Genomic DNA, 26,290 nt, shown 5'->3' on the forward strand with positions numbered 1-26,290 from the left:
GTCGGCGGCGAAAAAAGGGAACGTGCCATATGTTTTATTTTTCTTTATAGGAGATTTGCTCGATGCTAAGCAAATAAGCTTTGATGTCAGTTTTACTTCCGGCATACCCTGTTAACGTGCTGTTTTTGCCGATCACTCTGTGGCACGGAACAAATATCGGCAGGTCATTTCGTTTATTTGCCTGTCCGACAGCGCGCACTGCTTTCGGACTTCCGACCGCTACGGCAATGTCAGCATAGCTTCGTGATTCGCCATACGGAATCATGGCAAGCGTCTCCCATACTTTTTGCTGAAAAGGCGTGCCCTTTTGGCTCAATGGCAGTGAGAATATCTTTCTTTCTCCCGCAAAATATTCGTGAAGCTGCTTTTTCGCTTCTGCCAAAAAAGCCGTCTCCAACTGCTCCGTATTCTCAACAGATTCTTTCCACTGCATCAAATCTTCCTTACTGAGGAAGAGACGGGTGATGCTGCCTTCTTCCTCGACAATTGCGAGCTCCCCGAGCGGCGTTTCCGCTGTCGTATAGTAATTCATTCGTCTAACCTTCTTTCTTCAAAATTCTGCCTGACGGGAAGTGTAAGATGAAAAACAGTCCCCTTTCCTTCTTCACTTTCCACCATTATTTTGCCTTGATGTTCTTCAATAATTTTATAGCTTACCATAAGCCCGAGTCCAGTTCCCCGTTCCTTTGTTGTATAAAATGGTTCTCCGAGACGCTTTAATTTATCCTCTGTGATTCCGACTCCTTCGTCTTTCAAAGATATAAGAATATGATCTTGATCAGCTTTTTTGATCGTCACATAAATATTGCCGCCGTCAGGCATGACTTCGATGGCGTTCTTTAATATATTGATAAAAACCTGTTTCAGCTGATTCGGTTCACAGTATATCGGCGGAATGTCGCCGACTAAATCCAGATGCATTTGTACGTTGCTGAGATTGGCTTGCGCGTTAAGAAGGTCTAATGTGTCTTTCATAATTTGTGTCACATGTTTTTCCTCATACATGATAGCCTGGGGCTTGGCTAAAATTAAAAACTCTGTGATGATGGATTCGATGCGCTTTAATTCTGAGGTGATGACGTTGAAGTAAAGAGAATAGTCTCCCTCCACACTCCCTTTCAGGAGCTGAATGAAGCCTTTAAGAGCTGTCATTGGATTTCTGATTTCGTGAGCGATGCCGGCGGCGAGTTCTCCAACGACATGGAGAGTATCAGATTTGCGAAGACGCTCTTCCAGTTCTTTTCGCTCTGTGACATCTTTAAAGATAGCCAGGTTCATATTTTGAATAATATTTCGTTTAAACGAAAATTCTAGTTTTCGATTATCATTGCTGCTCAGCAAAAATGGAATCTCATTGTCCATTTCATCGAAATTAATCTGCCTTGCCGGCGATGCCAGATTTTCTATTTCATAGGAAGAAATAATATCAAGCAGGCTGTGTTTTTTCAGTTCTTCATGCGGCAGGCCCAAAATATTGCTCGCTAACGGGTTGGCGTCGATGATTCGGTACTGATTGTCGAATAATACGTTGCCGTCCATTGAGCCGTTGAACACTTTTCTGAATTTGAGCTCGCTTTCCCGAAGCTCCTTTTCCATCCGCTTTCGGTCACTGACATTTCTTAAAATTGTTAAGTGCTGGTTTTCAAGTATTGTCCGCTTTGAAGTGAATTCAAGCTCTTTGAACTGCCCGTTGCCCATTTGAAACAGCATCTCTTCTCTGATCTCACCGTATTTTGCATATTTTCTCTTCGTCAAGCTGTATTTCTGCTGAGAGTCTACGAGAAAATCACACAGCTTTCTTTTTAACAGCAAATTCATCGGCAGCTCAAAAATTTTACAGGCTGACTGATTGGCCTTAACGATTCTTCCGTCATTCGACCAGATGATAATGGCGTCCATGGCGTTTTCAAAAATTTCTCTGAAGCGCTCCTCACTTTTAAATAGCTGGAGCTCCATGGACCTCTTCTCTGTGATATCCCGCATAATCGACATATAAAAACCGCTGATGATATTAGACGTAATCGTAAATTCAAACAGCTTCTGATCTCCTGAACGAAGCCTGACAGGCAGCTCGCCTTTTGCTTTTCCCTTTCGATAAAGCGTGTGCCAAATATTATCGAAATCTTTTCGCGATCCGCTGTCTATGAATTGATACAGCGACAAATGTGACAGCTCATTCTGGTCGATTTCAAAGCTTTTGCAAAAGGACAGATTGGCATCAATAAAGCCGCCGTCTTTATCAAATAAGACGATTCCGTCGACAGCTCTGTCAAACAAGTCCTTAAAAAGCTGTTCATTCATGGAAAATTCCCGCTCCAAAATTTTCTTTGAAGAAATGTCTCTCATAACGACAAAAAAGAAATCCTCGCCAATCCCTCTTTTGGCAAGAAACTCAATATATTTTGTCGCTCCGCTGTCCAGCCTGATCGGAACCTCCTTCCACAGAAAACCTTTCTTAAAAAACTTCTTTACGGAAAGGTCCAGCTCATCCTTTGGAATAGAAAACAAAAAATCAAAAACGGAACGCTTTTTCAAACCTTCCGCATCTACTTGAAGCATCCTCGCTGTTGCTTCATTTGCCTGCACGATTTTCATTTCATTATCGCATATAAAAATAGCATCGAGCGTATTGTTCACAATCACTTGATGCTGATGTAATTCCTTTTTCAGCCGATCATTTTCTTGTTTGAGGCGCTTCAGTTCCTCTTTCAGATCTGAATTTGTCTCGACATCGAGAGTTTCCATGCGTAAACACTCCTTCTTCAAAACCTATCCCTCAATATTTCTACATATTGCATGAACTTCCTTCATTCGCCCTATACATTTCAGAAAATTTCAGCGTGATTACATAAAGAAGACATTTTCAACGATCCTTACTGTCACTTTACATCGTCCTAACAATCAGACGTTTTTTCAAATCCTTTTTGATCTTTTATTTTAAAATAAATACCAACAGGGAATAATCTTTTAGTGACTGATTTAAAGAGAAGGTGATGCTATGAGTAAATCGCGAGACAGTTATTTTGACAATGCAAAATTCTTATTGATATTCCTTGTTGTTTTCGGTCATATTCTTCGATCTTTTATTCATGATAACAATTTTATGCTCTACCTCTACAAGTTCATTTACACGTTCCACATGCCTGCCTTTATTCTTGTATCCGGTTATTTCGCCAAAGGTTTTAAACGCGCCGGATATGTGAAAAAGCTGGCGGTCAAGCTGATTATTCCATATTTGATTTTCCAAAGCATCTATTCCGTCTTTTATTACATTATTCAAGACGAAAGCATGACAAATGTGAATCCGATTGATCCGCAATGGTCGTTATGGTTTCTGGTAAGCTTATTTTTCTGGAATATCCTGCTCTATCCTTTTTCAAAGCTTTCTCAGCATTGGGCGCTGTTTGTCAGCTGCGGCATCGCCGTGCTGATCGGCTATCTCGACTTTGTCAGCAGCACACTGAGCCTGTCCCGGACATTTGTATTCTTGCCGATGTTCCTTGTCGGATTTTACTCGAATAAACATCACTTTGATTTACTGAGATCAAAACGAGGCAAACAGATTGCGCTCGGTGTGCTCGCCGCCGTATTTGTCATCTGCTGGGGCATCGATTTTGACTATTCATGGCTGTTCGGCTCTAAGCCGTACTCATCATTTGGCGATGTCACCTTGGCAAGCGGCCTCTCCCGAATCGGTTGGTATGTACTTGCCTTTGCGGCAACCTTTAGCTTTTTAGCGCTTGTTCCGCAAAAACGCTATTTCTTTACTAAGTGGGGAACAAGGACATTTTACGTATACCTGCTCCATGGATTTATCATTAAAACACTCAGGCAGGTCGGGCTTGAGGATGGACTCACTGACTATCAAAACTTAGTCATCCTGCTGCTCTTAACTGCAGCCCTTACCTCCATTCTCTCAAGCAATTTCGTCAAAACGGTTGCTCAGCCGTTCATTGAACTGAGAATGACTGGCTTGCTGCAGCTAGTCAGAGGAAGCAGCAAAAATGCCTATTTAAAATAGCATAACACCTCTTAAGCGGCATGCCGCCTAAGAGGTGTTTTTTATTTTTGTTTTTTCTCTTTTTTCTTTTTCGGCTTTGTTACTTCAAGGGTTTCAATGATTTTCCCGGCGTTATAATCCCCAAGCTCACTTGAGAATTCTTCCTCAAGCACCTTCTTATTCATCGGCTTTTTATGATTCTGCATGTCTTTGCTGTGCTGGTTCTTTTTCATGATCACGCGCCTCCTTGCTGACCTTGTTTGGAATTGCGATTGGCCCCTCGGAAATTCGGGTCGTCGTGATATTGAGTCTTATATGCATTTCTGTCCATACTCTCAGTCGGTGTATTGTTATTTTTTATGGCTTCATTGACCTCAGCCTTACGTTTCATAGAAATCCTCCTCGCCAGTATTTTCTAATTTTTATTTCGCTTGAAAATGCAGGCCAGCTATTAACTGCAGCTGTTTATGTTAGGTTCTCCAACTGGTCCCGGGTCACACATCTTTTTTTTGGCAATAAAAAAACACCGCAAATGCGGTGTTTAATTATCCGATAATCACTCTTTCCTTCGGATAATGGTAATTTGCTTCAATTTCTTTTCTTCCGATCAGATAAAGGAAAGTCAATATTCCGATCCGCCCGATAAACATTACGATCATAATGACACATTTTCCTACGTTGCTCAAATCAGCGGTAATGCCAAGGGACAGACCAGTCGTTCCAAAGGCCGAACATACCTCAAACAAAAGCTCCAGCAGAGAATGCTTTTCTGTCACTGTTAGGATCAGTGTCGCTCCAAAAACGAGCAAAATCGCCATCATTGTGACAACAAGAGACTTCATCAGATCTGCTGGGTGCAGCTCCCGTTTGAATACTTTTACCGCTTTATTGCCGCGTGCAAAATGAAACAGCGCAAGCAGATTCAAGGCAAAAGTTGTTGTCCTTATGCCTCCCCCGACTGAGCTTGGTGACGCACCGATAAACATCAGCGCGCACATAAAAAACAACGTGGGATCCGACAGCTGGCTGATATCAATTGTTGCAAGCCCGCCGCTTCGGGTAGCTGTTGATTGAAACAAGGATAGAAACAAAATATCATGCCATGCCTTTCCTGCAAACGAGTGGCTTGCTTCCAGCGCATAGATGCCGATGGCGCCAAACACTACGAGTGAGCCAAACATAATGGTCGTGATTTTTGTAAAAAGCGTAAACGGATATCTCCGATGCTTTGAAAACAAGAAGTCCTTTACTTCGACAAGCACCGGAAAGCCGATCGCTCCGAATATGATCAAAAGCATCGTAATAAACTGCACAAAATAATCATGGCGGAATGGAACCATGGAATTTCCTGTTATATCAAACCCGCCATTTGTGGTAGCGCTGACACTTGCAAAAAACCCGTGTAAATAAGCTTCCTGAAAGGAATCATAGTAGGTTAAAAAATAAGTGCCAAGTATGATTCCTCCAAAAAATTCAATCCACAATATAAGAAAAAGAACCTGCTTCATTAAATTGACAATACCCGAAAACTGGGATTGGTTTTGGTCTACCATAATCAATTTCCGTTCTTTAAGGCCGATTCTTTTTCCCATGATCAGCCAAATAAACGTTCCGAGCGTCATAATCCCGATTCCGCCAAATTGCAGAACGAATGCCAAAATAAAAATGCCTGTAGTGCTGAATGTATCAGCTGTATCCACAACCGTCAGCCCCGTGACGCTGACTGAACTGACAGCCGTAAAAAGCGCGTCAATAAAAGTCCAATCCGCTCCCTGCTTATGGGCAGCCGGCAGGCTCAGCAATATCAGGGCCACAGTTACTGCGAGAAAGTAATATAATGCAATCAGCTGGGCCGGAGATAATGCCTGTATCAATTTTCCAAGCTTTACTCTCATGTGAAATCCTTCTGCCTCTCTTTTAAAGTACGGTAATTATTCTAAAGATATTAGATCCATTTTTAAAGGCTTTTGCGAAACATTTTCTTAACTTGCATATTTTTTTATTATTTTAGTCAAAGTGAAACAGAAAAAAAACCTCTGAGGGTTCTCAGAGGAAGGATGTTTTTATTTTATTTAGCTTCTAATCGTCTGATTCTTTCATCTAAATCAGGGTGAGTAGAGAAAAGCGATGACCGCTTCTTGCCATTAATCTTTAGTGTTTGGACAGCTGTCTGATCTTCTTCCATGATGCGGGAAGAATAGCTCTTAAGCGTTCGAAGAGCATGAATCATCTTATCCTTGCCGGCAAGATCCGCTCCTCCCCGGTCAGCATGGAATTCACGGTGGCGTGAATACGCAAAAACAACGAGGCTTCCGAGAATTGAAAAGACAATCTGAAACACAATCATTGCGATAAAATGAACAATCGGAGCAAGATCTTCCTTAACAAAGCGGCTCGCGATCCATGCAGCGATCCGTGATAAAAAGACGACAAAGGTATTCACAATACCTTGTAAAAGCGTCATTGTCACCATATCACCATTTGCAATATGAGCGACCTCATGGGCAAGCACGCCTTCAACCGCAGCATCATCCATTTGATCAAGCAGGCCTGACGACACAGCGACAAGAGAGCGGCGTTTTGAAGGGCCAGTCGCAAACGCATTCACTTCGGATGAGCGGTAAATTCCGACCTCCGGCATCTTCGTTAAGCCGGCAGAGCGGCTTAATCTATAAACACGGTCAACCAATTGCTGCTCTTCATGGCTAAGTGTATGTTTTTCCGGATTCAGCACTCTGACGCCCATCATTGTCTTTGCCATCCATCTGGACATCGCAAGAGACGTAAAGGAACCGACAAAACCGACGACTAAACTGAATACAAGAAGCGCAATAGGATCTATACCGCCATCAGCTGTAAAGTACGTCCCAACTCCAGTGACAGAGCTTATGACAGATAAAACAATTCCGATCGTTGTAAGCACCAAAATATTCGTTAAAATAAACAGAAAAATTCTTTTCGCCATAATAACCTCCGTTATTTTTAAGATCAAATGAACCTGTATATTTAAATTATAAAACATCTGTTTGAAAATGCAAGGATTTAGACGTATGATGTTAATGTATTACTGACGCTTTAATAGTGCATTTATACATAGAGATTATATCCGCGTCAAATTGTCTTGAAGAGGTGAACAATGAATATTTTTAAACTCACTCGAATTGAGATGGTACGGCTGCTCTATTCCCTTAAAGGCCTGGGAGACATTAGCCCGCTCGACATCCTCGTTAAATCGGCGAATATGTCAGCGGAAGAAGCGGCAAGCCATCTTCAAATTCCAGAATTTCTTACAAGATATGAACGAAAAAAACAGAAAAAAGAATACGGGCTTTCAACCAACGAAATCGTTGAGCTTGGCAATTTATGCGAGCTGACTTCGTTAAAGTCAACCGCGATTCAAAATTGGGTGAAACGCGATATCAAAGACCTCATTGGCCATCCTGAGCTGGGTAAAAAGTATTCAGTTGAACAGGCAGTGATTCTTTTAATTGTACGTGACCTAAAATCCATTTATGACTTTGAACACATACGAGCTATCTTAAAAGTTGCTTTTAACACCATCTCAGACAGATCTGATGATGTCATCAGCCCGTTAGCGTACTATGAAAGCTGCGCGCATGTGCTGCATGCCATTTATCACCAAGATACTCCTTCCATGAAGGAATCAAACCTCCAGCAGATTGTCGAACAGGAAACAGACCTTCTTCGTCACCATTTTGAAGAGCTGAGTGACGCCCAATGGGTCAAAATCAGGCAGATTATTGCCATTACAGTTCTCTCCATTTTGACGTTCCATATTCAGGCGACCGCGAACAAAATGACCGCTGACATACTGTAATCAGGAGGTACCCCGGCAAATTGCCGGGGGTTTCTTATTCCCCCACAACAATTGCCAGCATAAATAAACCCCGTACATTTCAAACTAAATACGCATTAAGAATTTCTTAATAGAAAAAGGAGATGAAAAAAGATGGCGAGCAGAAATAAACTCGTTGTTCCAGGGGTGGAGCAGGCACTAGACCAATTTAAACTTGAAGTGGCTCAAGAATTCGGTGTGAACCTTGGTTCTGATACAGTTTCACGCGCTAACGGCTCTGTAGGCGGGGAAATGACAAAGCGTCTGGTTCAGCAGGCACAATCACAGCTAAATGGCACAAATAAATAAACTCAGGACTCTATTCGCCGGGGGCACTCGGCGAATCTTCTGTTTGAGCTGATTCATTATTGCTGCTGTAGCCATTTGGGTTACGGTGGTAAGAAGCATTATCCCGATTAGATGAGGAATGATCCTTTCCTTTTTCACCGTTATTCCAATTTTTACGATTTTTGCTATTCTTGCTATTCTGTTCACCATTGTCTTCTTCTTCATTTCCGTTATCTTGAGGAACTTGTGTAGGGGTTTGCTCAGTATCCCCATCTTTTTCAACTTTCGTGTTCTCATCTGATTCCTTTACATCTTTATTCTGTTCACTATCATCATTCTGCGTGTCAGTTGTATCTTCTTTCTGTGAATCCGTATCATCCAGCTGTTCATTTTCTCCTTGTTTGCTGTCCTGATCGTCTGTCTGATTCTTGTTTTCTTCCTCGCTGCCGGTATTTTTTTGATCCTCTTCCCCGGATTTTTGAGAATCTTCATTTGGATCTTTCATGTTATTCTTTTCATTCGATTTTATGTAGCTGCCTGTTGATACGCCTTCCTTTTTTGCTTTTTCTCTCGTTTTCATATCTGTTTCGAGAGATTCCATGCGGTATGTCGTTTTATATTTTTCCGTTACATCATTCAGCTGTTTTTTTACTCCTGATTTATATGTATCGTCATCCGTATTTTCATAAACAGTGGAAATCAATATTTCTTTCGATTCCTTTACATATCCATGCTCGCTGCAATCCGTAATAATATCGTCTATCACCTTTTTAAAATCAGTCTCCTCCCAATCATCGATGTCACTGATAACCTTCTTGCCGTCATCATTTAAGGGCGTCAGTTCGATCACTTCGTAATCGCTGTTTAACGCCATTTCGAAGCTTGGATTGATATCTATTGTCATATACGCATAGGCCTTGTCATTAGAGAAAACGGGGAGAATTATAAAAATAAAAAGCATAATAGCAGTCATCGAAAAAATCCCCATTTTGAAAGGGCGCAGTCTTAAAACATCAAAAAAGCTGGCCCTTCTGCCCATGCGTGTCTCACTCGGAAGCATGATTTCTTCTCCGATTTCATATGTTTGGCGATCATTTTTTGCTTTTAAAAATTGTCCGTCAGGGGTCAGCAACGTGACGAATTTTTTATTTTTCTCTACTATGATCCCTCTTCTCATGAGTGCAGCACCCCTTTAAGATAATCTTTTAAATAAATATAATCACCGGTAATGATAATGCACATTGCAATGATATATTTTCTGTTTCGCTCAATCGTTTTTCTGCTTACTGAAACGAGCTGTTCGAGCTGTTTAACAGGAAGCTGTTTCTTCGTATAAAGAATCGCAGCTAATTCTTCATGCTCGACAAGGGTGAGCGCCACCTTTATGGCGTTTTGCCTTGCGTCCGCATGCTTTGGAGAATGTTCAAGCAGCTCTTGAAATGAAAGACCGTAGTCTTTGAGCTGCTTTTGAAAATACAGAATTTCCTCCCGCCTCTGTTCCTGTTCTATCTGGCGGCGGTATTCATCAATAGAAAGCTCGGCTTCAATCAGGCTTTGTGAGGATTCCTGATCGTCACCCTCCTGTAAATCCATATTAATATTTTGAGCGGTTCTTGCTTCTTTTCTAATGTAATCAATGACTTTTCTTTTTATAATAAGCTCTGCGAATGCGAGCAGCGAATTTCCTTTTTCAGGTGAGTACTTTTCAATAGCTTCGTTAAATGCAATCAGTCCGATGCTGAACTCATCGTCTTTTTCATCTATATATCGTTTACAAACGGATGAAACCGTTTTTGCGATAAATGGCTTATATTGCTGTATCAACTCGTTTTGCAGATCTTTATTGCCTTTTTGTATGCTTTCAACAGATTTTTCAAGCGTTTGCTTCTTTTTTCCCAATTTAAACAAAAGGCTAAGCACTGGTTTCACCTCAGTTCCTCCCTATAACTACTCATTAATGATAGCTAATTTGATAGGGAATCGCAAAGGAGAAAAAGAAATATTGATTTCCAATGTCTCAATTATGACAATCCATTCTCACGTACTATACAGGATTTCGTGCCTTTAAAGAGAATTTTGGGGGTTTTAAAAGAGGTTTTTGTAACAAAGCTGTTATAAAAATGTTATTTTATTTCGACTGTGAAAACGCTTCAAACATGAAAAGACTCTGCTTTTCAGCAGAGTCTTTATGATTAAGCCCTTTCTTGGCTTCTGTTATTTTGTTCGTTTTGTGCGTCTTCCGCCTGTTTTTTTGAGCCTGACATAAACCAGCCGCAAACTGCGATCGCCGCTAAGACACCCCAGAAAATCAGCTTCCATGTCCCTGAGTGGATAAAGTGCGAGGACACTATGGCGATGTCATCATGTGCGAGTGTATATAAAGCAAGCTTTACCCCGACCCATCCGACAATAACAAATGCTGCTGTTTCTAGGCTTGGACGTTCCTTTAAAAGCTTAACAAACATCGATGCCGCAAACCGCATAATCACCAGTCCGATAATGCCTCCGGCCAAAATAACGAAGAATTGTCCTCCATCAAGTCCGCCGATCTTTGGAAGTGAAGTTCCCGGCAGCGTAACGGCCAGAGCGACGGCCGCTAAGATGGAGTCAACAGCAAAAGCGATATCTGCCAGTTCAACCTTTAATACAGTCGGCCAAAATCCGCTTTGCTTCGTCACCTTATGATTGTCTTCTTTCTTAAATACATATCTTTTGAGCAAGTGGCTTGCTGCAATATACAGCAAGTAGATCGCGCCAATGGCTTGAACCTGCCATACGTTCACCAAAAAAGAAATAGCGAATAAAGAGCCAAATCGCAGAACAAAGGCGCCTGCCAGCCCATAAAACAATGCCTTCTTTCTTTGCTCCTCCGGCAAATGTTTTACCATAACCGCCATCACTAGAGCGTTATCGGCGGCTAAAATACCTTCCAGCCCGATCAAGACGAGAAGAACCCAACCATACTCCAATAATAATGCTGCATCCATAAATGATACCCTCCCAAAAAAGTTGTTTTCTTTCTCTTCATCCGATCTTATGCCGGCCGGACATGCAAAAAAGACCTTTGCCGACATAAGGCAAAGGTCTTGCTAGACATGAATTCAGGCATGCCAACAAAGCCGATGGATATCACTATCCATGAAATGACGACTTTGTTTCCGGAACATTCCGGACGCTACTCCCCTTTGGGATTTCAAGAAATATCATATTATATGTCAATGATATGCGGAGCGAGTTTATTTGTCAACGCTTATTTTTTAAAAAAACTGAAAAATGTTCAGACTGCATTCGTTTTTTCCTCTTTTTTATCACTAAATAGAGAACAAACAAGATCAAAATGGCGATCCCGATCGGAAGCATATATTGGTCTAGAATAGAGCCAACGTCTTTCCAATTTTCTCCGAGCTTCACACCAAGATATACATACACAAATGTGATCGGCAGCATGGCGATAAACGTGTAAAGAGAAAACACCCAGACATTCATTTTTGCGATGCCGCATGGTATGGAAATCAGGGTGCGGATCCCCGGCAGGAAGCGGCCGCTGAAAGCGACAAAACCGCCATGTTTTTTAAAAAATTCATCCGATTTGTCAAGAGCCTCAGGCTTTATAAAGAAGTACTTTCCGAAACGTTCAAGAAACGGCCTGCCTCCATAACGCCCGATCCAATACAGGGTGAGCGGACCGGCGACTCCTCCCAATGATCCTGCCAGAACAGCGCCGGCAAGCGTCATGTCACCTTTCGATACCCAATAACCTGCAAGCGGAAGGACAATTTCGGCCGGAATAAATTCAATACAGAGCGCCAGAAAAATTCCGAAATAAGATAAGCTTTTAAATGCTTCTATCCAGGACATAACCAATTCTTCGATCATCTTCACTTCCCTTTTCCCTGATCTATGTATACACATTTTTGTTTTTCACTCAAAACATCAAAATGATTTTAACATATTTTTGACGGTCAGCAGAACTAAAAACAGAGAATCTTCATTTCAAGCGTTTTTCTGACAATTTCTCCAGGCATATAGACTGAAATTCTTTAGCTGACAGCCGATATTAAGGAGAGTCAACAAGACTGGAACACACGGGGGAATCTCCATATGGAATTACACGCAACGTATAATACAACACTCATATGTTTATCTATTCTTATTGCTTGTGCAGCATCGTTCACTTCCCTTGAACTTTCAAGAAAAGTCACCATTCATACGGGATTAAAAAGCAAGGTGTGGCTGATTGCAGGCTCTATCATTATGGGCTTTGGGATTTGGTCCATGCATTTTATCGGCATGATGGCTGTTCATACGGAGATGCCGATGCATTATGAACTGGCGCCTTTAGTTGCCTCGATTGCAGCTGCTGTTTCTGGATCATTTGTTTCTTTATATATCGTCAGCCGTTATATCCTAACCTTTTACAGACTGCTTACAGGATCGGTGGTGCTGGGTGCATCGATTTCATCTATGCATTATATCGGAATGTCTTCCATTTCCCGGGTAATGATGATGTATGAACCGCTGCTTTTTACATTATCCATTGTCATTGCCATTGGAGCTTCTTTCGTCTCACTAAAGATTTTCTTTGACTTGTCCATGAAAAAACCTGCAGACCATTTGCTGATTTATAAAATAATCAGTGCCTTAATAATGGGAATTGGCATATCGGGAATGCATTATACAGGAATGATGGCCGCTACATTTTATGAGGATGTTGCACCTCCCGACCATCATATGGAAGTCCATACATTCGATTGGTCTATTCTGATTGCCTTAATCGTCTTCTGTATTCAAACGTTATTATTATTCAGTTCTCATGCTGATCGAAAATTCATGAAACAAAATGAACGCATGAAGGATAACGAACAGCGGTTTCAATCTTTAATCATTCATAATATTGATGCGATCTTTATCCTGTCATTAAAAGGAGATATTATTTCTTCTAATCATGCTGGTGAGGATATGATGAATAACTTCGGCCTAAACCATCAAAATTGGAATCATTATATGTCGCCAAAAATCAATGCGCTTTTTAAGCAGGTCAAAAGCGAAAAACAAGCCATTAACAGCGATACCAATCTTATGACGGACAAAGGCCAGTTTCATTTGAATATTACGTTTATTCCTGTTGAGGTGAACCAAGAACTGGACAGCATATATGTCATCTGTAAAGATGTGACAAAACAGTACAGAGCCGAAAAAAAAATCCATAGAATGGCTCATTACGACTCTCTTACAGATTTACCCAACAGAAGACATGCGATCTCCCATTTAACAAAAGTCTTGAATCGCGAGCATGCCTTGGATTATAACACCGTGGTATTTTTCTTAGATTTGAACCGGTTTAAAGTGATAAATGACGCATTAGGCCATAATGTCGGCGATCAGCTGCTCCAGCTCGCGGCTAAACGGCTTTCATCCGTTATACCGGATAATGGATTTATCGCACGGCTTGGGGGTGACGAATTCATTATTATTATGACTGACGCCAATACTGGAACAGGCGAAGCCGATGTGTTGGCTAAAAAAATCATTCAGCAATTCAAAAAGCCATTTAAAATTCAGGAACACACCCTTATTACATCCGTCAGCATCGGAATTGCGATTTCTCCTAAAGACGGAACAGACGGCCCTGAATTGATGAAAAAAGCAGATATGGCAATGTATGCGGCCAAAGAGCGAAACAAAAGCAAATACAGATACTACTCTTTCTCAATCGGCAATAAAGAAACCGTCAAGCTTAATCAAGAAATGGAGCTGAGGGAAGCGATTGATAACAAAAGATTTGTCTTGCACTATCAGCCGCAATTCAGTACAAGAGATCAAAAAATGACAGGTGCTGAAGCGCTCATACGCCTTGTCACTCCCGACGGCAATCTGCGTCCGCCTGGAGAATTCATCGGTGTTGCCGAAGAAACCGGCCTTATTATTGATATTGGAAAGTGGATTATTGATGAGGCGTGCAGGCAGGCAAAAGTCTGGCACGACAAAGGATTTGATCTTTCTGTCGCCATTAATATTTCCGCCAGACAGTTTCAATCGGAGGAACTGATTCCGCTCATCAAGAATACACTTTCTAAATACATGCTTCCCCCTCGCCTTCTTGAAGTTGAAGTAACAGAAAGCATGACTATGGATAATCTTGACCACTCCAAAAAGGTTCTATCTTCTTTAACCAAATTAGGCATCAGGATCAGCATTGACGATTTTGGCACGGGGCATAGTTCTCTAAGTTATTTAAAGGACTTTCCGATCCACAGGCTGAAAATCGATAAATCATTCATCGATGATATTCAGACACACCCAAAATCAGAACAAATTACAGGTGCCATTATTGCCATGGGCCATCAGCTGTCTTTACAAGTCATTGCCGAAGGCGTGGAAAACTCCGGCCAAAAACAGCTGCTTGACGAAAAAGGCTGTGACCATTTACAGGGCTTCTTTTTCAGCAGGCCGATACCGCCCGAACAGCTTGAACACTTGATATTGAACCAGCCGCCGCGTTAACAGCGCCGGCTGTTTTTTTATACCCATAAGTTACTACACATGAATCCCCCTTCTCATCTCCACAATAATGAAAAAAAGGGGTTCATCGATATGCATACAATGTGGAAGGGATCCATCAGCTTCGGTTTGGTGAATATCCCCATCAAGCTTTATGCCGCCACAGAAGACAAAGACATCAAACTGCGAAGCCTTCATAAAGAAGATCATGCGCCAATTAAATATGAAAAAATGTGCACCAACTGCGAAAAAACGCTCAGCCCTGACGAAATTGTGAAGGGATATGAATACGTAAAAGGAAAATATGTCGTGCTGACTGATGAAGATTTAAAAAGCTTAAAGCAGGAGCATGAAGAGAAAGCGGTTGAAATTGTCGATTTTGTTCAGCTGCAGGAAATTGACCCGATATATTTTAACCGCTCCTACTTTGTCGGACCCGGAGATAACGGCACGAAAGCCTATACTCTTCTTCGCGAGGCGCTTCGATCCACCGGAAAGATCGGGATCGCCAATATGACGATCAGGTCGAAACAGCAGCTTGCCATTCTCCGCGTATATGAAAATTGCATCGTAATGGAATCCATCCATTATCCCGATGAGGTCCGTAGTGCTGCCCACGTACCCGGAGTGCCTGATCAATCAAATGTAAATGATAAAGAATTGCAAACCGCCATTACACTGATAGATGAGCTGACAACTGAATTTCAGCCGGAACAATATGAGGACACGTATCGAAAAGCCTTGCTGCAAAGAGTCAATGATAAGCTGGAAAATAAAGAAACAGCCGTCACTCCTGACAAAGCGCCTCCTCGTGAGGATGTGATCGACCTGGTCAGCGCACTTCAAGCCAGCATCGATCGAACCAAAAGGCCGAACCGGGAAAAACCAGCAGCAGCACCTGCCGAAGGCGGAGAACCGAAAGGAGCCGGAGAAAAAAAGCAGAAAACCACTAGAAAAAAAGTCTCCGGCACATCATAACCAATGGCGTTTACCATGCAGCCCGTCCTTACTGCGTCACCTCCAAAAGGAGCGGAATGGCGTTACGAAGTAAAATATGACGGGTTTCGCTGTATTCTCCGCATTAATACGTCAGGCGTGACATTAACGAGCAGAAATGGCTTAGAGCTTAACAGCACCTTCCCTGAAATTGCCAACTTTGCCGAAACTGCTTTTCAGCATATAGAAAAGGAACTTCCGTTAACACTTGACGGAGAAATCGTGTTTTTGGCGAATCCATTCCGTTCAGATTTTGAACATATTCAAGTGCGGGGACGTTTGAAAAGGCCGGAGAAGATACAGGAATCCGCAAACTCTCGGCCTTGCTGTTTTCTCGCATTTGACCTTTTGGAACGAAGCGGACAAGATGTATCGACTTATTCCTATATTGACCGAAAAACATCGCTGCATGAGCTGATGTCTGCTGCAAAGCTCCCGGCTGAGCCAAATCCTTATGCAAAGGAAACCATTCAGTATATCCCCCCCTACCAGCACTTCGATCCGATTTGGGAGAAGGTAATAAAGTATGACGGAGAGGGAATTGTAGCAAAAAAAATCAACAGCAAATGGCTCGAAAAAAAACGGTCATCTGATTGGCTGAAATATAAAAACTTTAAACATGCCGATGTTTGTATCACAGGATTTAATCCTCACAATGGATTTCTGACGGTTTCTGTGTTAAAAAACGGTGTAATGACGCCTGTCGCCTCTGTATCACATGGGATGAGCGAGGAAGAAAAAAATGCAATACGCGCGATTATGGAACAGCACGGACATAAAACAGCATCAGGTGAATATACGCTCGAACCATCGATCTGCGCTACTGTCCAGTACTTAACGATTTTACAAGGCACGCTTCGAGAGGTTTCGTTTGTCAAATTTCAATTTCAAATGGACTGGACCGACTGCACCTTTGCACAGCTTGTGCGCCGCTCAAAGCCGGTTCATCCAAAACTGCAGTTTACAAGCCTGGATAAAATCATATTTGAAAAGCATAAAAAAACAAAAGAAGATTTCATCCAGTATATGATTGAAATCAGCGACTACCTGTTCCCGTTTCTCAAAGACCGTGCTGTCACGGTTATTCGCTATCCGCACGGATCAAGGGGCGAATCCTTTTTCCAAAAAAATAAGCCGGATTATACACCGGACTTTGTCCAATCCTTTTTTGACGGTAGCCATGAACATATTGTCTGTAAGGACCTGTCCACCTTATTGTGGCTTGCCAATCAGCTCGCTTTAGAGTTTCATGTTCCTTTTCAAACGATTACAAGCAGAAGGCCGGCAGAGATTGTCATTGATTTAGATCCCCCGTCCCGAGATGACTTTCTGATGGCTGTTCAGGCAGCAAATGAACTCAAACGGCTCTTTGAATCCTTCGGCATCACATCGTATCCGAAGCTTTCCGGCAACAAGGGGATTCAGCTTTACATTCCCTTGTCACCAGAAGCATTTACGTACGAGGACACACGCCAATTTACACAGCTGATTGCCGAATATTGTACCAATGCATTTCCAGACCTATTTACAACCGAACGCCTGATCAAAAACAGGCATGGAAAATTGTATCTCGATTATTTGCAGCATGCTGAAGGAAAAACGATTATCTGCCCCTATTCCACCAGGGGAAACGAGCTTGGCACCGTAGCGGCGCCGCTGTATTGGCACGAGGTGCAGCCATCTTTGACACCGGCGATGTATACAATCGATACCGTCGTTGACCGGGTCAAGAAACAAGGATGCCCGTTTTATGAATTTTACCGCAATCCGCAGGATGAACCTCTTGCCGCTCTTTTGAATCAGCTGAAGAAAAAGAGCTGACTTATCCGGTCAGCTCTTTGTGTTGTTTCAACTGTATTTTTTCTCCAAATGCTCACTTTCCTGACGCTGCAGCGGGCTCAAGGGTTCATTATACAAATCGATATCAACCGCATACTTCGGCCGTCTTTTCACTTCAGAGAAAATCGTTCCGATATATTCGCCGATAATCCCGATTCCCATGAGCTGCAATCCGCCCAGAAACCAAATGGAGATGATGAGAGACGCCCAGCCCGCGTTTGTGTGGCCGAGCATTTTTTGAATGACTGCGCCAATCCCCGCCATGGCGCTTACCAAAAATAATAGAAAACCCAAAAGCGTAAAAAAGCGAATCGGGGCCACACTGAAGGATGTAATTCCGTTAAATGCGAATGAAAGCATTTTTTTCAGCGGATATTTCGTTTTTCCGGCAAAACGTTCTTTGCGGTCATACAAGACTTCGGCTGACCTGAAGCCGATCATAGGAACGATGCCCCTTAAAAACAAATTGGCTTCCGGATAGCGCGCGAGTTCTTCAAGCGCCCTTTTATTCATTAAGCGAAAATCGGCATGATTGTAAATTAACTTAATCCCAAGCTTATTCATGAACCGGTAAAACCCTATAGCGGTCGTCCGCTTAAAAAAGGTATCGGTTTTCCGGCTGCGGCGCACGCCGTACACGATTTCAAAACCATCGTGATATTTCAGCATAAAATCCTTGATAACAGAGATATCATCCTGCAGATCGGCATCAATCGAAATCACGCAGTCTGATTTTTGCTTTGCTTTATGCAGACCTGCTAAAAGCGCTTTTTGATGTCCGACATTGCAGGCTAATTTTAATCCGGTTACCTTCTTGTTTTTCACACTTTCCATGGCAATCAAAGACCAGGTGCGGTCTTTGCTGCCGTCATCAACAAATAAAATTTTACTGTCTTCGGATATCATTTTTTCTTCCATTAAGCTGTTTACAACCTCCGTCAGCTGACGGCTTGTCTCTTTAAATACTTCCTCTTCATTGAAACACGGAACGACGATGGTTAACACTGGCTGTGGCTGTTTCAATCGATATCCTCCTTATTTTGTTTCGTATAAATAAATGCGCCAGGCGGAATCTTTATGGTCAAATGTTTTCACGAGCGCCAGGTGGTTTTGGTCAGCGTTCATGATGGGAACCGAAGAAAAAATATATTGTCCGCCCATTTGTTGAAACACATCTGTATTTAATTCAAGATGATTGATTGTTTTCTTCGAATTCTTTTTAAAGTCATATCGTTTGCCAAGCTCATCGACGAACAGATAGCAGCGGCTCCCCCATTCATCAAAGTATCGTTTCAATTGGGCGTTTTTTTCCAGCTCTTTTTCAATGATTTTTCTAAATTCATATTTATATGAGAGCGGGTACAGATTGTTATATGTATCTAAGGTGTAAAAACCGTTGTATTGGGCAATAGACGGATGCAGACCGATACTCGCCACCCTGTACGAATCTTGCGGGCGCCCGATATACTCCTTAATCTCTTTAAATTGGTCAGATGCGTAAAATTCACGAAACGTCGGCGCGTTGTAGTGAACGCCATACGTATACTCCTCATTAAAAGGCGCCAGGACCATCAGCTGCGCAGTAACTGCCGCATACACAAGCCATCGCCACTTTTTCCCCATCCGCCAGATGAGGTACAAAGCGAGCGCAAAACTCATGTAGATCACCAGCGGGCGCAAAAAATGAAAACGGGCAAAATTAAATTCAGCTAAAAATGCAAATTTCTGCTTTGGAACAGCCCATATTTTGTTAAACCAAAACGCATACCACAGTGACAGCGCATAATTCAGCACGCAGAGAAAAAGATAAACGTTTTCTTCCCTTGTCCGATTTCGTTTGAACAGCACAGCAAAAAAGACGAGTAATAAGATTGGAAGAATCACAACGGTATGAACTGTCATGACATGGTTGTGTCCGTAGACAAAGTTTTTGACGGACAAACGCAGAGAGTGCCAAACATCATGCCTTGATGAAATAAATTCAATCCGGTGCATCGGCGCGTGTGAAATCAACATCGAATAGACAAGCCGGTACTCGACAAATAGATAAATACTTGTCATAAAAGCGATGCTGCCTAAGAAAATGAAATTCCATTTTCTTTTTGTGATGACATCATACAGCCAGAAGCATGCCATCCCAGCCAAGAAAAAGAAGAAGCCTAATACAAAGCTTGAATACAACGGCAGCAAACCGAGCGTCAGCCATTCTCTCCATGAGATATCCCCTTTTCGGATATTCAAAAAAGCCCACAGCGCCAAAGGGTATCCAAGCGTGCTCAGCATTCCAGAAGGCCAAAAAGGCGTTAAGGCAAATGCGAGCGATACGCCAATTCGGATCAATGCCGCTTTCTCCTCCGGAATCACATGTTTCTTCAGCAGCACATACATTCCGAAGAAAGCGACAACTCTCGTAATGGTCTGGCTTACCGCATAGGCGGTCATAGAAGAAAACAACGCGTGCAGCCAAACAATTCCGCTCCACTCAGTGCCAAACGCATCCCGTGGCAGTCCGTTAATGATTTGCGGAATGGCCGCATCAACTTTGCCGATGATTTCTCCGCTGTCGGCCAGCACCTTGTACCAAGCGATATTGGAATCCAAATTATCGTGTACGCGAATATGGGCGTCTTCCTTCAAAATAAAAAGCGGGGAGACATACAGCAAAAGGAGAAATAAAGCCATCAAAAGATAATATGTTTCTTTTTTGTGTTGTCTTAATCGTAACATCCCTAACACATCCATCTGTTATTCTGACTTCTATTGGGCATGATCTGCCTCACCTGTCAAAATTTATTATCCCTTTTCCCTTCTAAAACATTCATCAAATGACAATCCTTTCTGCATTTTTCAAACTGGTCTTCAACCCATTAATTCCCGCTATCCATAAGGCTGGATCACTTACTATACTGGTAGAAGGGAGGGGATACATGTGTTCATCTTACTTTCATTGGTCATACTTGCTGTTATGCCATTTATATATAAAGCAAACCGCAACACAAAAGATGTGAAGGTCAACACGATTTCAATTGATCAGCAAGACGGCCTTCCAGCAAGAAAAAAACTGAATATCCTTCATTTATCGGATCTTCATTTAGAAAACATTTCTGTTTCGCCTGATGAGCTGTATCGTTTAACAAATAATCAACCTGTAGACATCATTGCGCTGACCGGAGATTTTCTTGACCGGAAACGAAATATTCCAAAGCTTGCCGGCTACTTGCAGGCACTGCAACAACTGAAGCCTGCTTATGGCATGTACGCGGTGTTTGGCAATCATGATTATGTATTAAAAGAAAAGGACTTTCAAAGATTAAAGCGAGTGCTGGAGGAAAACGGCTGCATTACGCTGCAAAATGAACATGTTCACATCAATACTGATGCAGGGCCTGTTAATATTATCGGAATTGACGATTACAGCACGAATCGCAGTAAAATCACAAACTCTTATAAAGGTCTTCAGAATGGCTATCACCTTGTACTGACACATGATCCGAATATTATTTTAGAGATGCAGGATATTCATTTTGACTACCTGTTATCAGGCCATTTTCACGGAGGGCAAATCCACTGGCCAAAGCCGTATCATTTGGTGAAAATGGGCAAGCTTGTACGCATGAATATGATTAAAGGTCTTCATTATCATCACGATAAACCGTTTTATATCAGTGAAGGTTTAGGACAAACTGGCGTTAATATCCGTGTAGGAAGCCGCCCCGAAGTGACTTTCCATCAAATTTAAAAAGACTGTGCTGACCATGGCATCAGTCTTTTTTTTGATAGGTGTGCTGAAGCTTTTCTTTCGAGATAAACAAATAGGATGAATCCGGCAGATTTCGCAAGCTCACTGGCTTTGACGTTAAATATAAAATCGGCATATGGGTGATTTTTTTAAAGGATCTGTAAAAAGGATTGACCGGGGTTACCACGTCAAAGCCGAGCCTTTCTACCCCTTTATCAAGCATTGTAATGCCAATGATCCCTTTGATTTTTTCGCTTTTTTTATGATTGTTGATATAATCCAGCAGCATCGGCATTGATTGATATACTTTTTGATAAATGATGATTCCTTTTCTGACCGCGCTTTCAATGCTTTGCAGTTCCCTGATCAGCTTGATGTTGTGCAGATGGATTTTAACGAGCACATCGTTTTTTCTTATATGCGTTCCGTCACTCAGCACCACATGATGCCCTTTGTATTTCGTCAGTCTGACTCGAAAGACGCATTTTCGCTCATCTTCAATCAAAGTCAGCCTCGAAAAAAAGAAATAAATCGGGTCAATCACTCTCCAAATGGAAAGGAAACAGGTTTTCATCTCTTCACCTTCCTTATCATCAAAAAAACACCCTTATATTTTGTGATGATTCTCCCCAAAATATAGTTGCCATATTTTTAAGGAGGACAGACATGACAAACATTCTTATTTTTCCTTTTTTAAGCATTTCCACCGGGCATCATCATGTTGCTGATGCCCTGAAGGCTGATCTGGAATCTAAAGGGCTGCATTCAGAAAAAATTGATATCTTTTCACATACGTATAAACGTTTAGAACAACTGTCCTCCTCAGCTTATTTAAAATGGATTCAATATTTCCCGAAAACGTACAGCGGAATATACAAGCTTCTCGCTTGCGGAGAGTGTAAAAATGTCAAACGCTATGCCATGTATGAATGGCTGTTTATGCAAAGCATGAGACAGATTCTCAAAGAAAAACAGCCTGATATCGCCTTCTGCACACACGCCCTGCCTTCTTACCTGCTAAACATGCTGAAACCGGAATATCCAAACATGGCCATTGTAAATGTATACACGGATTTTTTTGTGAATCAGGTATGGGGGCGGAAGAACATTGACTACCACTTTGTCCCGATCATGGATATCAAGAAGCAGCTCATGACCGAAGGAATCAGCCAGGAAAAAATATTTTTGACCGGCATTCCCGTTCACCGGGCTTATGAAACAGGAACCGCAGAAACCTGTCAGCATCGTCCGCCTTATACCGTCATGATTACAGGCGGCAGTATGGGAGTCGGAGGTATTTTTAAGCTGGTCCAGGAGCTGTCGCCAGGCGGAAACATCTTATACAAAATATTATGCGGCAGAAACGAAAAGCTCTACCGCTATGTCAAAAGTTTACAACATCCTTTTATCGAAGCGATCCCATACCTTCACAGCAAAGCAGAAATGAACAGTCTGTACGCACAAGCCTCAGGCGTCATGACAAAGCCAGGAGGCGTAACCATCAGTGAATGCTTAAAGAAAAGGCTTCCGGTATTTATCTATCATGCGCTGCCGGGACAGGAGGAAATGAATGTGAACCTGTTAAAAGAACGGCAGCTTGTCACAGATATAAGAAACTGGGATATGAAGCGGGCAGAGGAACGCATTTCCGCATTTTTTCAATCGAATGAACGGGCAGCAGCAGAGAAGCAAGTCAGGGAGTATCTTGGCCAAATGTGTGACCGGGAGATTGGAGAGGTTTTAAAAAGGATATTAGATGAATGTGAACATAAAAAAACACCCTCCTGAAAAGAGAGTGTGGAATGACTAACGAAACAGTAAATGCTGGCTGTGAATACCTGCTTTCTTCAGCAGGAGAATCAGCTGGTCCTGCTCATCAGACGAAAGGCCTGAAAACGCTCTCGCTATACGGAGCGCATGGATTGGATAAATTTTATCCAAATACTCATTCCCTTTATCCGTGAGATGCGCGTAAACGGAGCGTTTATCTTTCGGGTCCTGCTCCCTGACTAAAAACCCGTTTCTTTCTAGCTTGTCAATGACATATGTGACGTTTCCGCTTACAAGCAGAAGTCGCGACCCAATTTGCTGTAATTTTTGCGGGCCTCTCGTATACAAAAGTTCCAGTACGGCAAATTCTGTGGGATTAAAGCCGTGCTCTTTGCTGTCACGGATGCTGTGTTCAGACACACTTTTGAAAGCCCTTGCAAAAACTCTGTACAAATTCATCGCACGCTCAACTTCTTCTTCGTTAAACGATAATCTCATCATATCTACCCCGTATATAGAATTTTTATAAAAAAATAATGAAAACCCTTACATATAATAAGAGTTTAATGCCCTTATTATTTTTATTCGCTATAATTCGAGAAATTCCTTTTCAGGAAACAAAAAAATCCTTATACTCGTTATTTTGTATAAGGATTTTTTTGGTGATATGGGATGCTGCGAAAGAAATATGCGTATTCCTTCCGCAGTTCAGAAAGTGTCATTTTGTTCATTACTTCTTTATTATAAACTCCGATTTGAAAGAGTTTTTCTGAATAATGGCTTCGTTCTTTTTCTAATGCTGTTTTCAATAAATTACTCATAGCGTCCTCCTTCATTTTAAGGTATCCTCTAAATAAGATACTCTTTTTAAATGAATGTGGTGTGAATCTAATGTAAAGAATTTATGTTTACGAAGATTTTCGGTAAAGTCCGTTTTGAACTGATCTTAAAAGCTGAAAAGCATGTTCTCCGGCAAGCTGCATAAACGTTTCAAGCATTTCATCCCGTTTCATATCCAACTCGATTATTTCCTTTGCCAGTGAGACCGCTTTTTCTTCCTCCATGATTATCCTTCCTCCTCATTTAATCGTTACATAAAGGATAAAACGCGCTTATAGGTTACGCATCATTCTTGTTAATTTTTCTGCCGTATTTTTTCAAAAATCTGCTATTTCATGTTAGAAAATATAACAAGCGTCAGGTTTTTTCTCTATGTTTTTTATATACTATTATCAAAAGACATCCAGGGGTGGAAAAATGACCACAGAAGATCATTCTTATAAAGACAAAAAAGTGATTTCAATCGGGATTGTCAGTGAATTGACAGGGTTGTCCGTAAGACAGATCAGGTATTATGAGGAGCGTAAGCTGATTTATCCGCAGCGTTCTTCAAGGGGAACGAGAAAATATTCTTTTGCCGACGTCGAGCGGCTGATGGATATTGCCAACAAACGCGAAGACGGCGTGCAGACAGCTGAAATTTTAAAAGATATGCGCAAAAAAGAACAAATGGTAAAAAACGATCCGCAAGTACGAAAAAAAATGCTGGAGGGGCAGCTTAATGCTCACTTTAGGTACAAAAACCGTTAAACGATAAAAGTCCGCCTCGCAATCTGAGACGGACTTTTATCGTTTATAATGAGTGAATGAATGCAGTCGCAATACCAAAGTAAATTAATAATGACAAAATATCATTTAACGTCGTAATGAGCGGGCCTGACGCAATGGCCGGGTCTACATTCAGTCTATGCAGAATAATGGGGATGATTGTTCCGGACATCGTGCCGATAATTAAGGTCAGCAGCAGTGAAGAGCCGACAACAAATCCTAAAAGCACATTCCCCTGCCATATAATGGCGATCACCGTAATTAAGACAGAACAGACGGCACCGATATAAATACTCGTTCTGAGCTCCCGAAAAATCAGTTTCACAATCGTTGTTTTATTCATTTCTTCTTTAGATAAACCTCTGATGACAACCGCGAGAGACTGTGTTCCTGTATTCCCTGTCATCCCTGACACCATCGGCATAAAGAATGCCAGCGCCACGACCTGCTTCAGCGTATCTTCAAAATAGCTCATGATGCTGCCTGAAATCAGCCCGATGAACAAAAGCAGGATCAGCCATGGAAGGCGGCGGTATGCTGCAACATATGCTTTTGTATCGAAGGTAATGGCTTTACCTGATGCGGCGAATTTTTCGTAGTCCTCATCGGCTTCCCGAATAACGACGTCGATGATATCATCGACCGTCACGATCCCGACAAGCACATTGTTTTCTTCCACAATCGGAATCGCTAAGAAATCGTAACGTTCAATCAGCCGCGCCACTTCTTCCTGATCTTGAAGCGCGTCTGCTGCAATGACACGGGTAAACATCAAGTCTTGTACCTTTTCTTCCGGTTCCCCGAGAATCAAATCGCGATATGACAGAACGCCGACAAGCTGCTTACTGTCATTTATAACATATAAGTAGTTGATAGACTCTGCGATTTCCGCGAAACTTTTTAGTTTGACGACCGCGTCTTTTACCGTGTAATGCTGAGGAATCCACACATAACGGTTGGTCATCATGCGCCCCGCTGAATCAGCCGGGTAATTCATAAGGAGCTGAACAGCTTTTGACTCTGATGCCTCCATGCTGGATAAAAGCTGCTCCTTCAGTTCTTCATCCATTTCTTCAAGCAATTGAGCGAGGTCATCGTTGTCCATTTTGTTCATGGCGAGTGTTGCTTTTGTTTTTCCGACTTTATTTAAGACGGCTAGCTGAAATTCCCGTTCCAGTTCGCCGATCATATCAGTAATATCATCAACAGTTAAATAAGATAAATAGCGGGCGCGGTGTTTTTCCGGCATTTCTTTAAAAATAAACGCCATATCATAGGGCTGAAGCTCATCAATAACACTTCTGAAATCCCTGATTTTTCCGTCTCGCAATAATATAATGATGCGTAAAATGAGTTCGTCATAGGTCATGTTTTGAACCATCGGGACTCGTACCTCCTCTACGGAGACGTGCCGGCCTCGCCAGAAGGTGCGGCAGATCGTCTCCTCATCGTGTAATCAATTGTCTTGCTGTCATAGTATATGGGTACTTCTTCAGATTGACTCGAATGGGGAGAATCCATACTCCGCACCTCCTTTTTGTTCAACATTTCGTTTTCAAGGCATAAAAAAAGCCTTCTGGATTGAAGGTGAAAGAAGCACGGCAAAAAAAGCGTGCGGGCGCCTTCAATCGTAGAGCTTTAGCACTGTATGGCATAGGAGCAATCATCCAGCTGCATTAAAAATCACCTTATG

At 42.1% G+C, this 26,290-nt stretch carries 27 protein-coding genes; 9 read left to right on the forward strand and 18 right to left on the reverse strand.

The window, feature by feature from the left end:
* Positions 1-34: 34 nt before the first annotated feature.
* Entirely contained in the window at positions 35-532 is a 498-nt protein-coding gene (locus tag CJU60_RS07845; protein ID WP_095713442.1) for a methylated-DNA--[protein]-cysteine S-methyltransferase, read from the reverse strand.
* Entirely contained in the window at positions 529-2,745 is a 2,217-nt protein-coding gene (locus CJU60_RS07850; protein WP_024121156.1) for a PAS domain-containing sensor histidine kinase, read from the reverse strand. The genes CJU60_RS07845 and CJU60_RS07850 overlap by 4 nt, the downstream gene beginning before the upstream one ends.
* Positions 2,746-2,998: 253 nt before the next feature.
* Here CJU60_RS07850 and CJU60_RS07855 point away from each other — a divergent pair, with 253 nt between their 5' ends.
* Positions 2,999-4,021 carry an acyltransferase family protein gene (locus tag CJU60_RS07855; protein ID WP_095713443.1) on the forward strand — a complete coding sequence of 341 codons (1,023 nt, stop codon included), beginning with the start codon at positions 2,999-3,001 and terminating at the stop codon, positions 4,019-4,021.
* Between the two features lie 41 nt (positions 4,022-4,062).
* Here CJU60_RS07855 and CJU60_RS07860 read toward each other — a convergent pair whose 3' ends face one another.
* The 4 genes from CJU60_RS07860 to htpX all read right to left on the reverse strand — a co-directional run bounded on the left by CJU60_RS07860 (position 4,063) and on the right by htpX (position 6,965).
* Positions 4,063-4,233: a hypothetical protein gene (locus CJU60_RS07860; RefSeq protein ID WP_024121154.1), complete on the reverse strand. Its 171-nt coding sequence runs from the start codon at positions 4,231-4,233 to the stop codon at positions 4,063-4,065.
* Positions 4,234-4,235: 2 nt separating this feature from the next.
* Positions 4,236-4,391 carry a hypothetical protein gene (locus CJU60_RS07865; RefSeq protein WP_010333992.1) on the reverse strand — a complete coding sequence of 52 codons (156 nt, stop codon included), beginning with the start codon at positions 4,389-4,391 and terminating at the stop codon, positions 4,236-4,238.
* Positions 4,392-4,545: 154 nt separating this feature from the next.
* Positions 4,546-5,895 (reverse strand): Ktr system potassium transporter KtrD, encoded by a 1,350-nt coding sequence (gene ktrD / locus CJU60_RS07870; protein ID WP_095713444.1) that lies wholly within the window; start codon positions 5,893-5,895, stop codon positions 4,546-4,548.
* A gap of 173 nt (positions 5,896-6,068) precedes the next feature.
* Positions 6,069-6,965, reverse strand: coding sequence for a protease HtpX (gene htpX, locus CJU60_RS07875; protein WP_095713445.1), 897 nt, complete (start codon positions 6,963-6,965; stop codon positions 6,069-6,071).
* 171 nt (positions 6,966-7,136) lie between these two features.
* On the opposite strand from htpX, the gene CJU60_RS07880 reads away from it, so the two are divergent.
* Together CJU60_RS07880 and sspD are read left to right on the forward strand one after the other, a co-directional pair.
* On the forward strand, positions 7,137-7,838 hold the full coding sequence (locus tag CJU60_RS07880) for a DUF1836 domain-containing protein (RefSeq protein ID WP_024121150.1): 702 nt from the start codon (positions 7,137-7,139) through the stop codon (positions 7,836-7,838).
* A 132-nt stretch (positions 7,839-7,970) separates the two neighbouring features.
* Entirely contained in the window at positions 7,971-8,165 is a 195-nt protein-coding gene (gene sspD / locus CJU60_RS07885) for an acid-soluble spore protein SspD (protein ID WP_010333988.1), read from the forward strand.
* Between the two features lie 10 nt (positions 8,166-8,175).
* Here the strand turns inward: sspD and CJU60_RS07890 are convergent, their stop codons facing one another.
* The 4 genes from CJU60_RS07890 to CJU60_RS07905 all read right to left on the reverse strand — a co-directional run bounded on the left by CJU60_RS07890 (position 8,176) and on the right by CJU60_RS07905 (position 12,056).
* Positions 8,176-9,321, reverse strand: a complete 1,146-nt coding sequence (locus tag CJU60_RS07890; protein ID WP_095713446.1) for an anti-sigma-I factor RsgI family protein — start codon at positions 9,319-9,321, stop codon at positions 8,176-8,178.
* Positions 9,318-10,073 carry an RNA polymerase sigma factor SigI gene (sigI, locus tag CJU60_RS07895; RefSeq protein WP_044156149.1) on the reverse strand — a complete coding sequence of 252 codons (756 nt, stop codon included), beginning with the start codon at positions 10,071-10,073 and terminating at the stop codon, positions 9,318-9,320. Before sigI ends, CJU60_RS07890 begins: the two co-directional genes overlap by 4 nt.
* Before the next feature lie 263 nt (positions 10,074-10,336).
* Positions 10,337-11,131 carry a TerC family protein gene (locus CJU60_RS07900; RefSeq protein WP_095713447.1) on the reverse strand — a complete coding sequence of 265 codons (795 nt, stop codon included), beginning with the start codon at positions 11,129-11,131 and terminating at the stop codon, positions 10,337-10,339.
* 256 nt (positions 11,132-11,387) lie between these two features.
* Positions 11,388-12,056 carry a DedA family protein gene (locus CJU60_RS07905; protein ID WP_095713448.1) on the reverse strand — a complete coding sequence of 223 codons (669 nt, stop codon included), beginning with the start codon at positions 12,054-12,056 and terminating at the stop codon, positions 11,388-11,390.
* A gap of 189 nt (positions 12,057-12,245) precedes the next feature.
* Between CJU60_RS07905 and CJU60_RS07910 the strand changes: the two genes are divergently transcribed.
* From CJU60_RS07910 to CJU60_RS07920, 3 genes are all read left to right on the forward strand, one after another.
* On the forward strand, positions 12,246-14,648 hold the full coding sequence (locus CJU60_RS07910) for a bifunctional diguanylate cyclase/phosphodiesterase (RefSeq protein WP_141243770.1): 2,403 nt from the start codon (positions 12,246-12,248) through the stop codon (positions 14,646-14,648).
* 90 nt (positions 14,649-14,738) lie between these two features.
* Positions 14,739-15,623 (forward strand): non-homologous end joining protein Ku, encoded by an 885-nt coding sequence (gene ku / locus CJU60_RS07915; RefSeq protein WP_024121144.1) that lies wholly within the window; start codon positions 14,739-14,741, stop codon positions 15,621-15,623.
* A gap of 3 nt (positions 15,624-15,626) precedes the next feature.
* Positions 15,627-17,462 (forward strand): DNA ligase D, encoded by a 1,836-nt coding sequence (locus CJU60_RS07920; RefSeq protein ID WP_095713449.1) that lies wholly within the window; start codon positions 15,627-15,629, stop codon positions 17,460-17,462.
* A gap of 27 nt (positions 17,463-17,489) precedes the next feature.
* Here the strand turns inward: CJU60_RS07920 and CJU60_RS07925 are convergent, their stop codons facing one another.
* Positions 17,490-18,503, reverse strand: a complete 1,014-nt coding sequence (locus CJU60_RS07925; RefSeq protein WP_095713450.1) for a glycosyltransferase family 2 protein — start codon at positions 18,501-18,503, stop codon at positions 17,490-17,492.
* A gap of 12 nt (positions 18,504-18,515) precedes the next feature.
* Positions 18,516-20,207: a DUF6044 family protein gene (locus CJU60_RS07930; protein WP_095713455.1), complete on the reverse strand. Its 1,692-nt coding sequence runs from the start codon at positions 20,205-20,207 to the stop codon at positions 18,516-18,518.
* Positions 20,208-20,445: 238 nt separating this feature from the next.
* Between CJU60_RS07930 and CJU60_RS07935 the strand changes: the two genes are divergently transcribed.
* Entirely contained in the window at positions 20,446-21,219 is a 774-nt protein-coding gene (locus tag CJU60_RS07935) for a metallophosphoesterase (protein ID WP_411810096.1), read from the forward strand.
* A gap of 22 nt (positions 21,220-21,241) precedes the next feature.
* On the opposite strand, the gene CJU60_RS07940 is transcribed toward CJU60_RS07935, so the two are convergent.
* Positions 21,242-21,793, reverse strand: a complete 552-nt coding sequence (locus tag CJU60_RS07940; RefSeq protein ID WP_095713452.1) for a YkoP family protein — start codon at positions 21,791-21,793, stop codon at positions 21,242-21,244.
* A gap of 92 nt (positions 21,794-21,885) precedes the next feature.
* On the opposite strand from CJU60_RS07940, the gene CJU60_RS07945 reads away from it, so the two are divergent.
* The gene (locus CJU60_RS07945) at positions 21,886-23,007 is read left to right on the forward strand and encodes an MGDG synthase family glycosyltransferase (protein WP_095713453.1); all 1,122 of its coding nucleotides are present in this window, start codon (positions 21,886-21,888) and stop codon (positions 23,005-23,007) included.
* Between the two features lie 18 nt (positions 23,008-23,025).
* On the opposite strand, the gene CJU60_RS07950 is transcribed toward CJU60_RS07945, so the two are convergent.
* The 3 genes from CJU60_RS07950 to CJU60_RS07960 form a co-directional block, all read right to left on the reverse strand.
* Positions 23,026-23,490, reverse strand: a complete 465-nt coding sequence (locus CJU60_RS07950) for a MarR family winged helix-turn-helix transcriptional regulator (protein ID WP_081638289.1) — start codon at positions 23,488-23,490, stop codon at positions 23,026-23,028.
* Between the two features lie 137 nt (positions 23,491-23,627).
* Complete coding sequence (locus CJU60_RS07955) at positions 23,628-23,810, reverse strand: hypothetical protein (protein ID WP_024121137.1); 183 nt, start codon at positions 23,808-23,810, stop codon at positions 23,628-23,630.
* A gap of 87 nt (positions 23,811-23,897) precedes the next feature.
* Positions 23,898-24,053 (reverse strand): hypothetical protein, encoded by a 156-nt coding sequence (locus CJU60_RS07960; RefSeq protein ID WP_010333974.1) that lies wholly within the window; start codon positions 24,051-24,053, stop codon positions 23,898-23,900.
* A gap of 193 nt (positions 24,054-24,246) precedes the next feature.
* Here CJU60_RS07960 and CJU60_RS07965 point away from each other — a divergent pair, with 193 nt between their 5' ends.
* On the forward strand, positions 24,247-24,579 hold the full coding sequence (locus tag CJU60_RS07965; protein ID WP_003239028.1) for a MerR family transcriptional regulator: 333 nt from the start codon (positions 24,247-24,249) through the stop codon (positions 24,577-24,579).
* Between the two features lie 43 nt (positions 24,580-24,622).
* Here the strand turns inward: CJU60_RS07965 and mgtE are convergent, their stop codons facing one another.
* Together mgtE and CJU60_RS21805 are read right to left on the reverse strand one after the other, a co-directional pair.
* A complete protein-coding gene (gene mgtE, locus CJU60_RS07970; protein ID WP_024121136.1) occupies positions 24,623-25,978 on the reverse strand; it encodes a magnesium transporter in 1,356 nt (451 codons plus the stop codon).
* Positions 25,979-25,995: 17 nt separating this feature from the next.
* Positions 25,996-26,118 carry a hypothetical protein gene (locus CJU60_RS21805; protein ID WP_010330178.1) on the reverse strand — a complete coding sequence of 41 codons (123 nt, stop codon included), beginning with the start codon at positions 26,116-26,118 and terminating at the stop codon, positions 25,996-25,998.
* Between the last annotated feature and the right edge of the window lie 172 nt (positions 26,119-26,290).

This window comes from Bacillus sp. 7705b, from assembly GCF_002289525.1.
Lineage (GTDB): Bacteria > Bacillota > Bacilli > Bacillales > Bacillaceae > Bacillus > Bacillus halotolerans.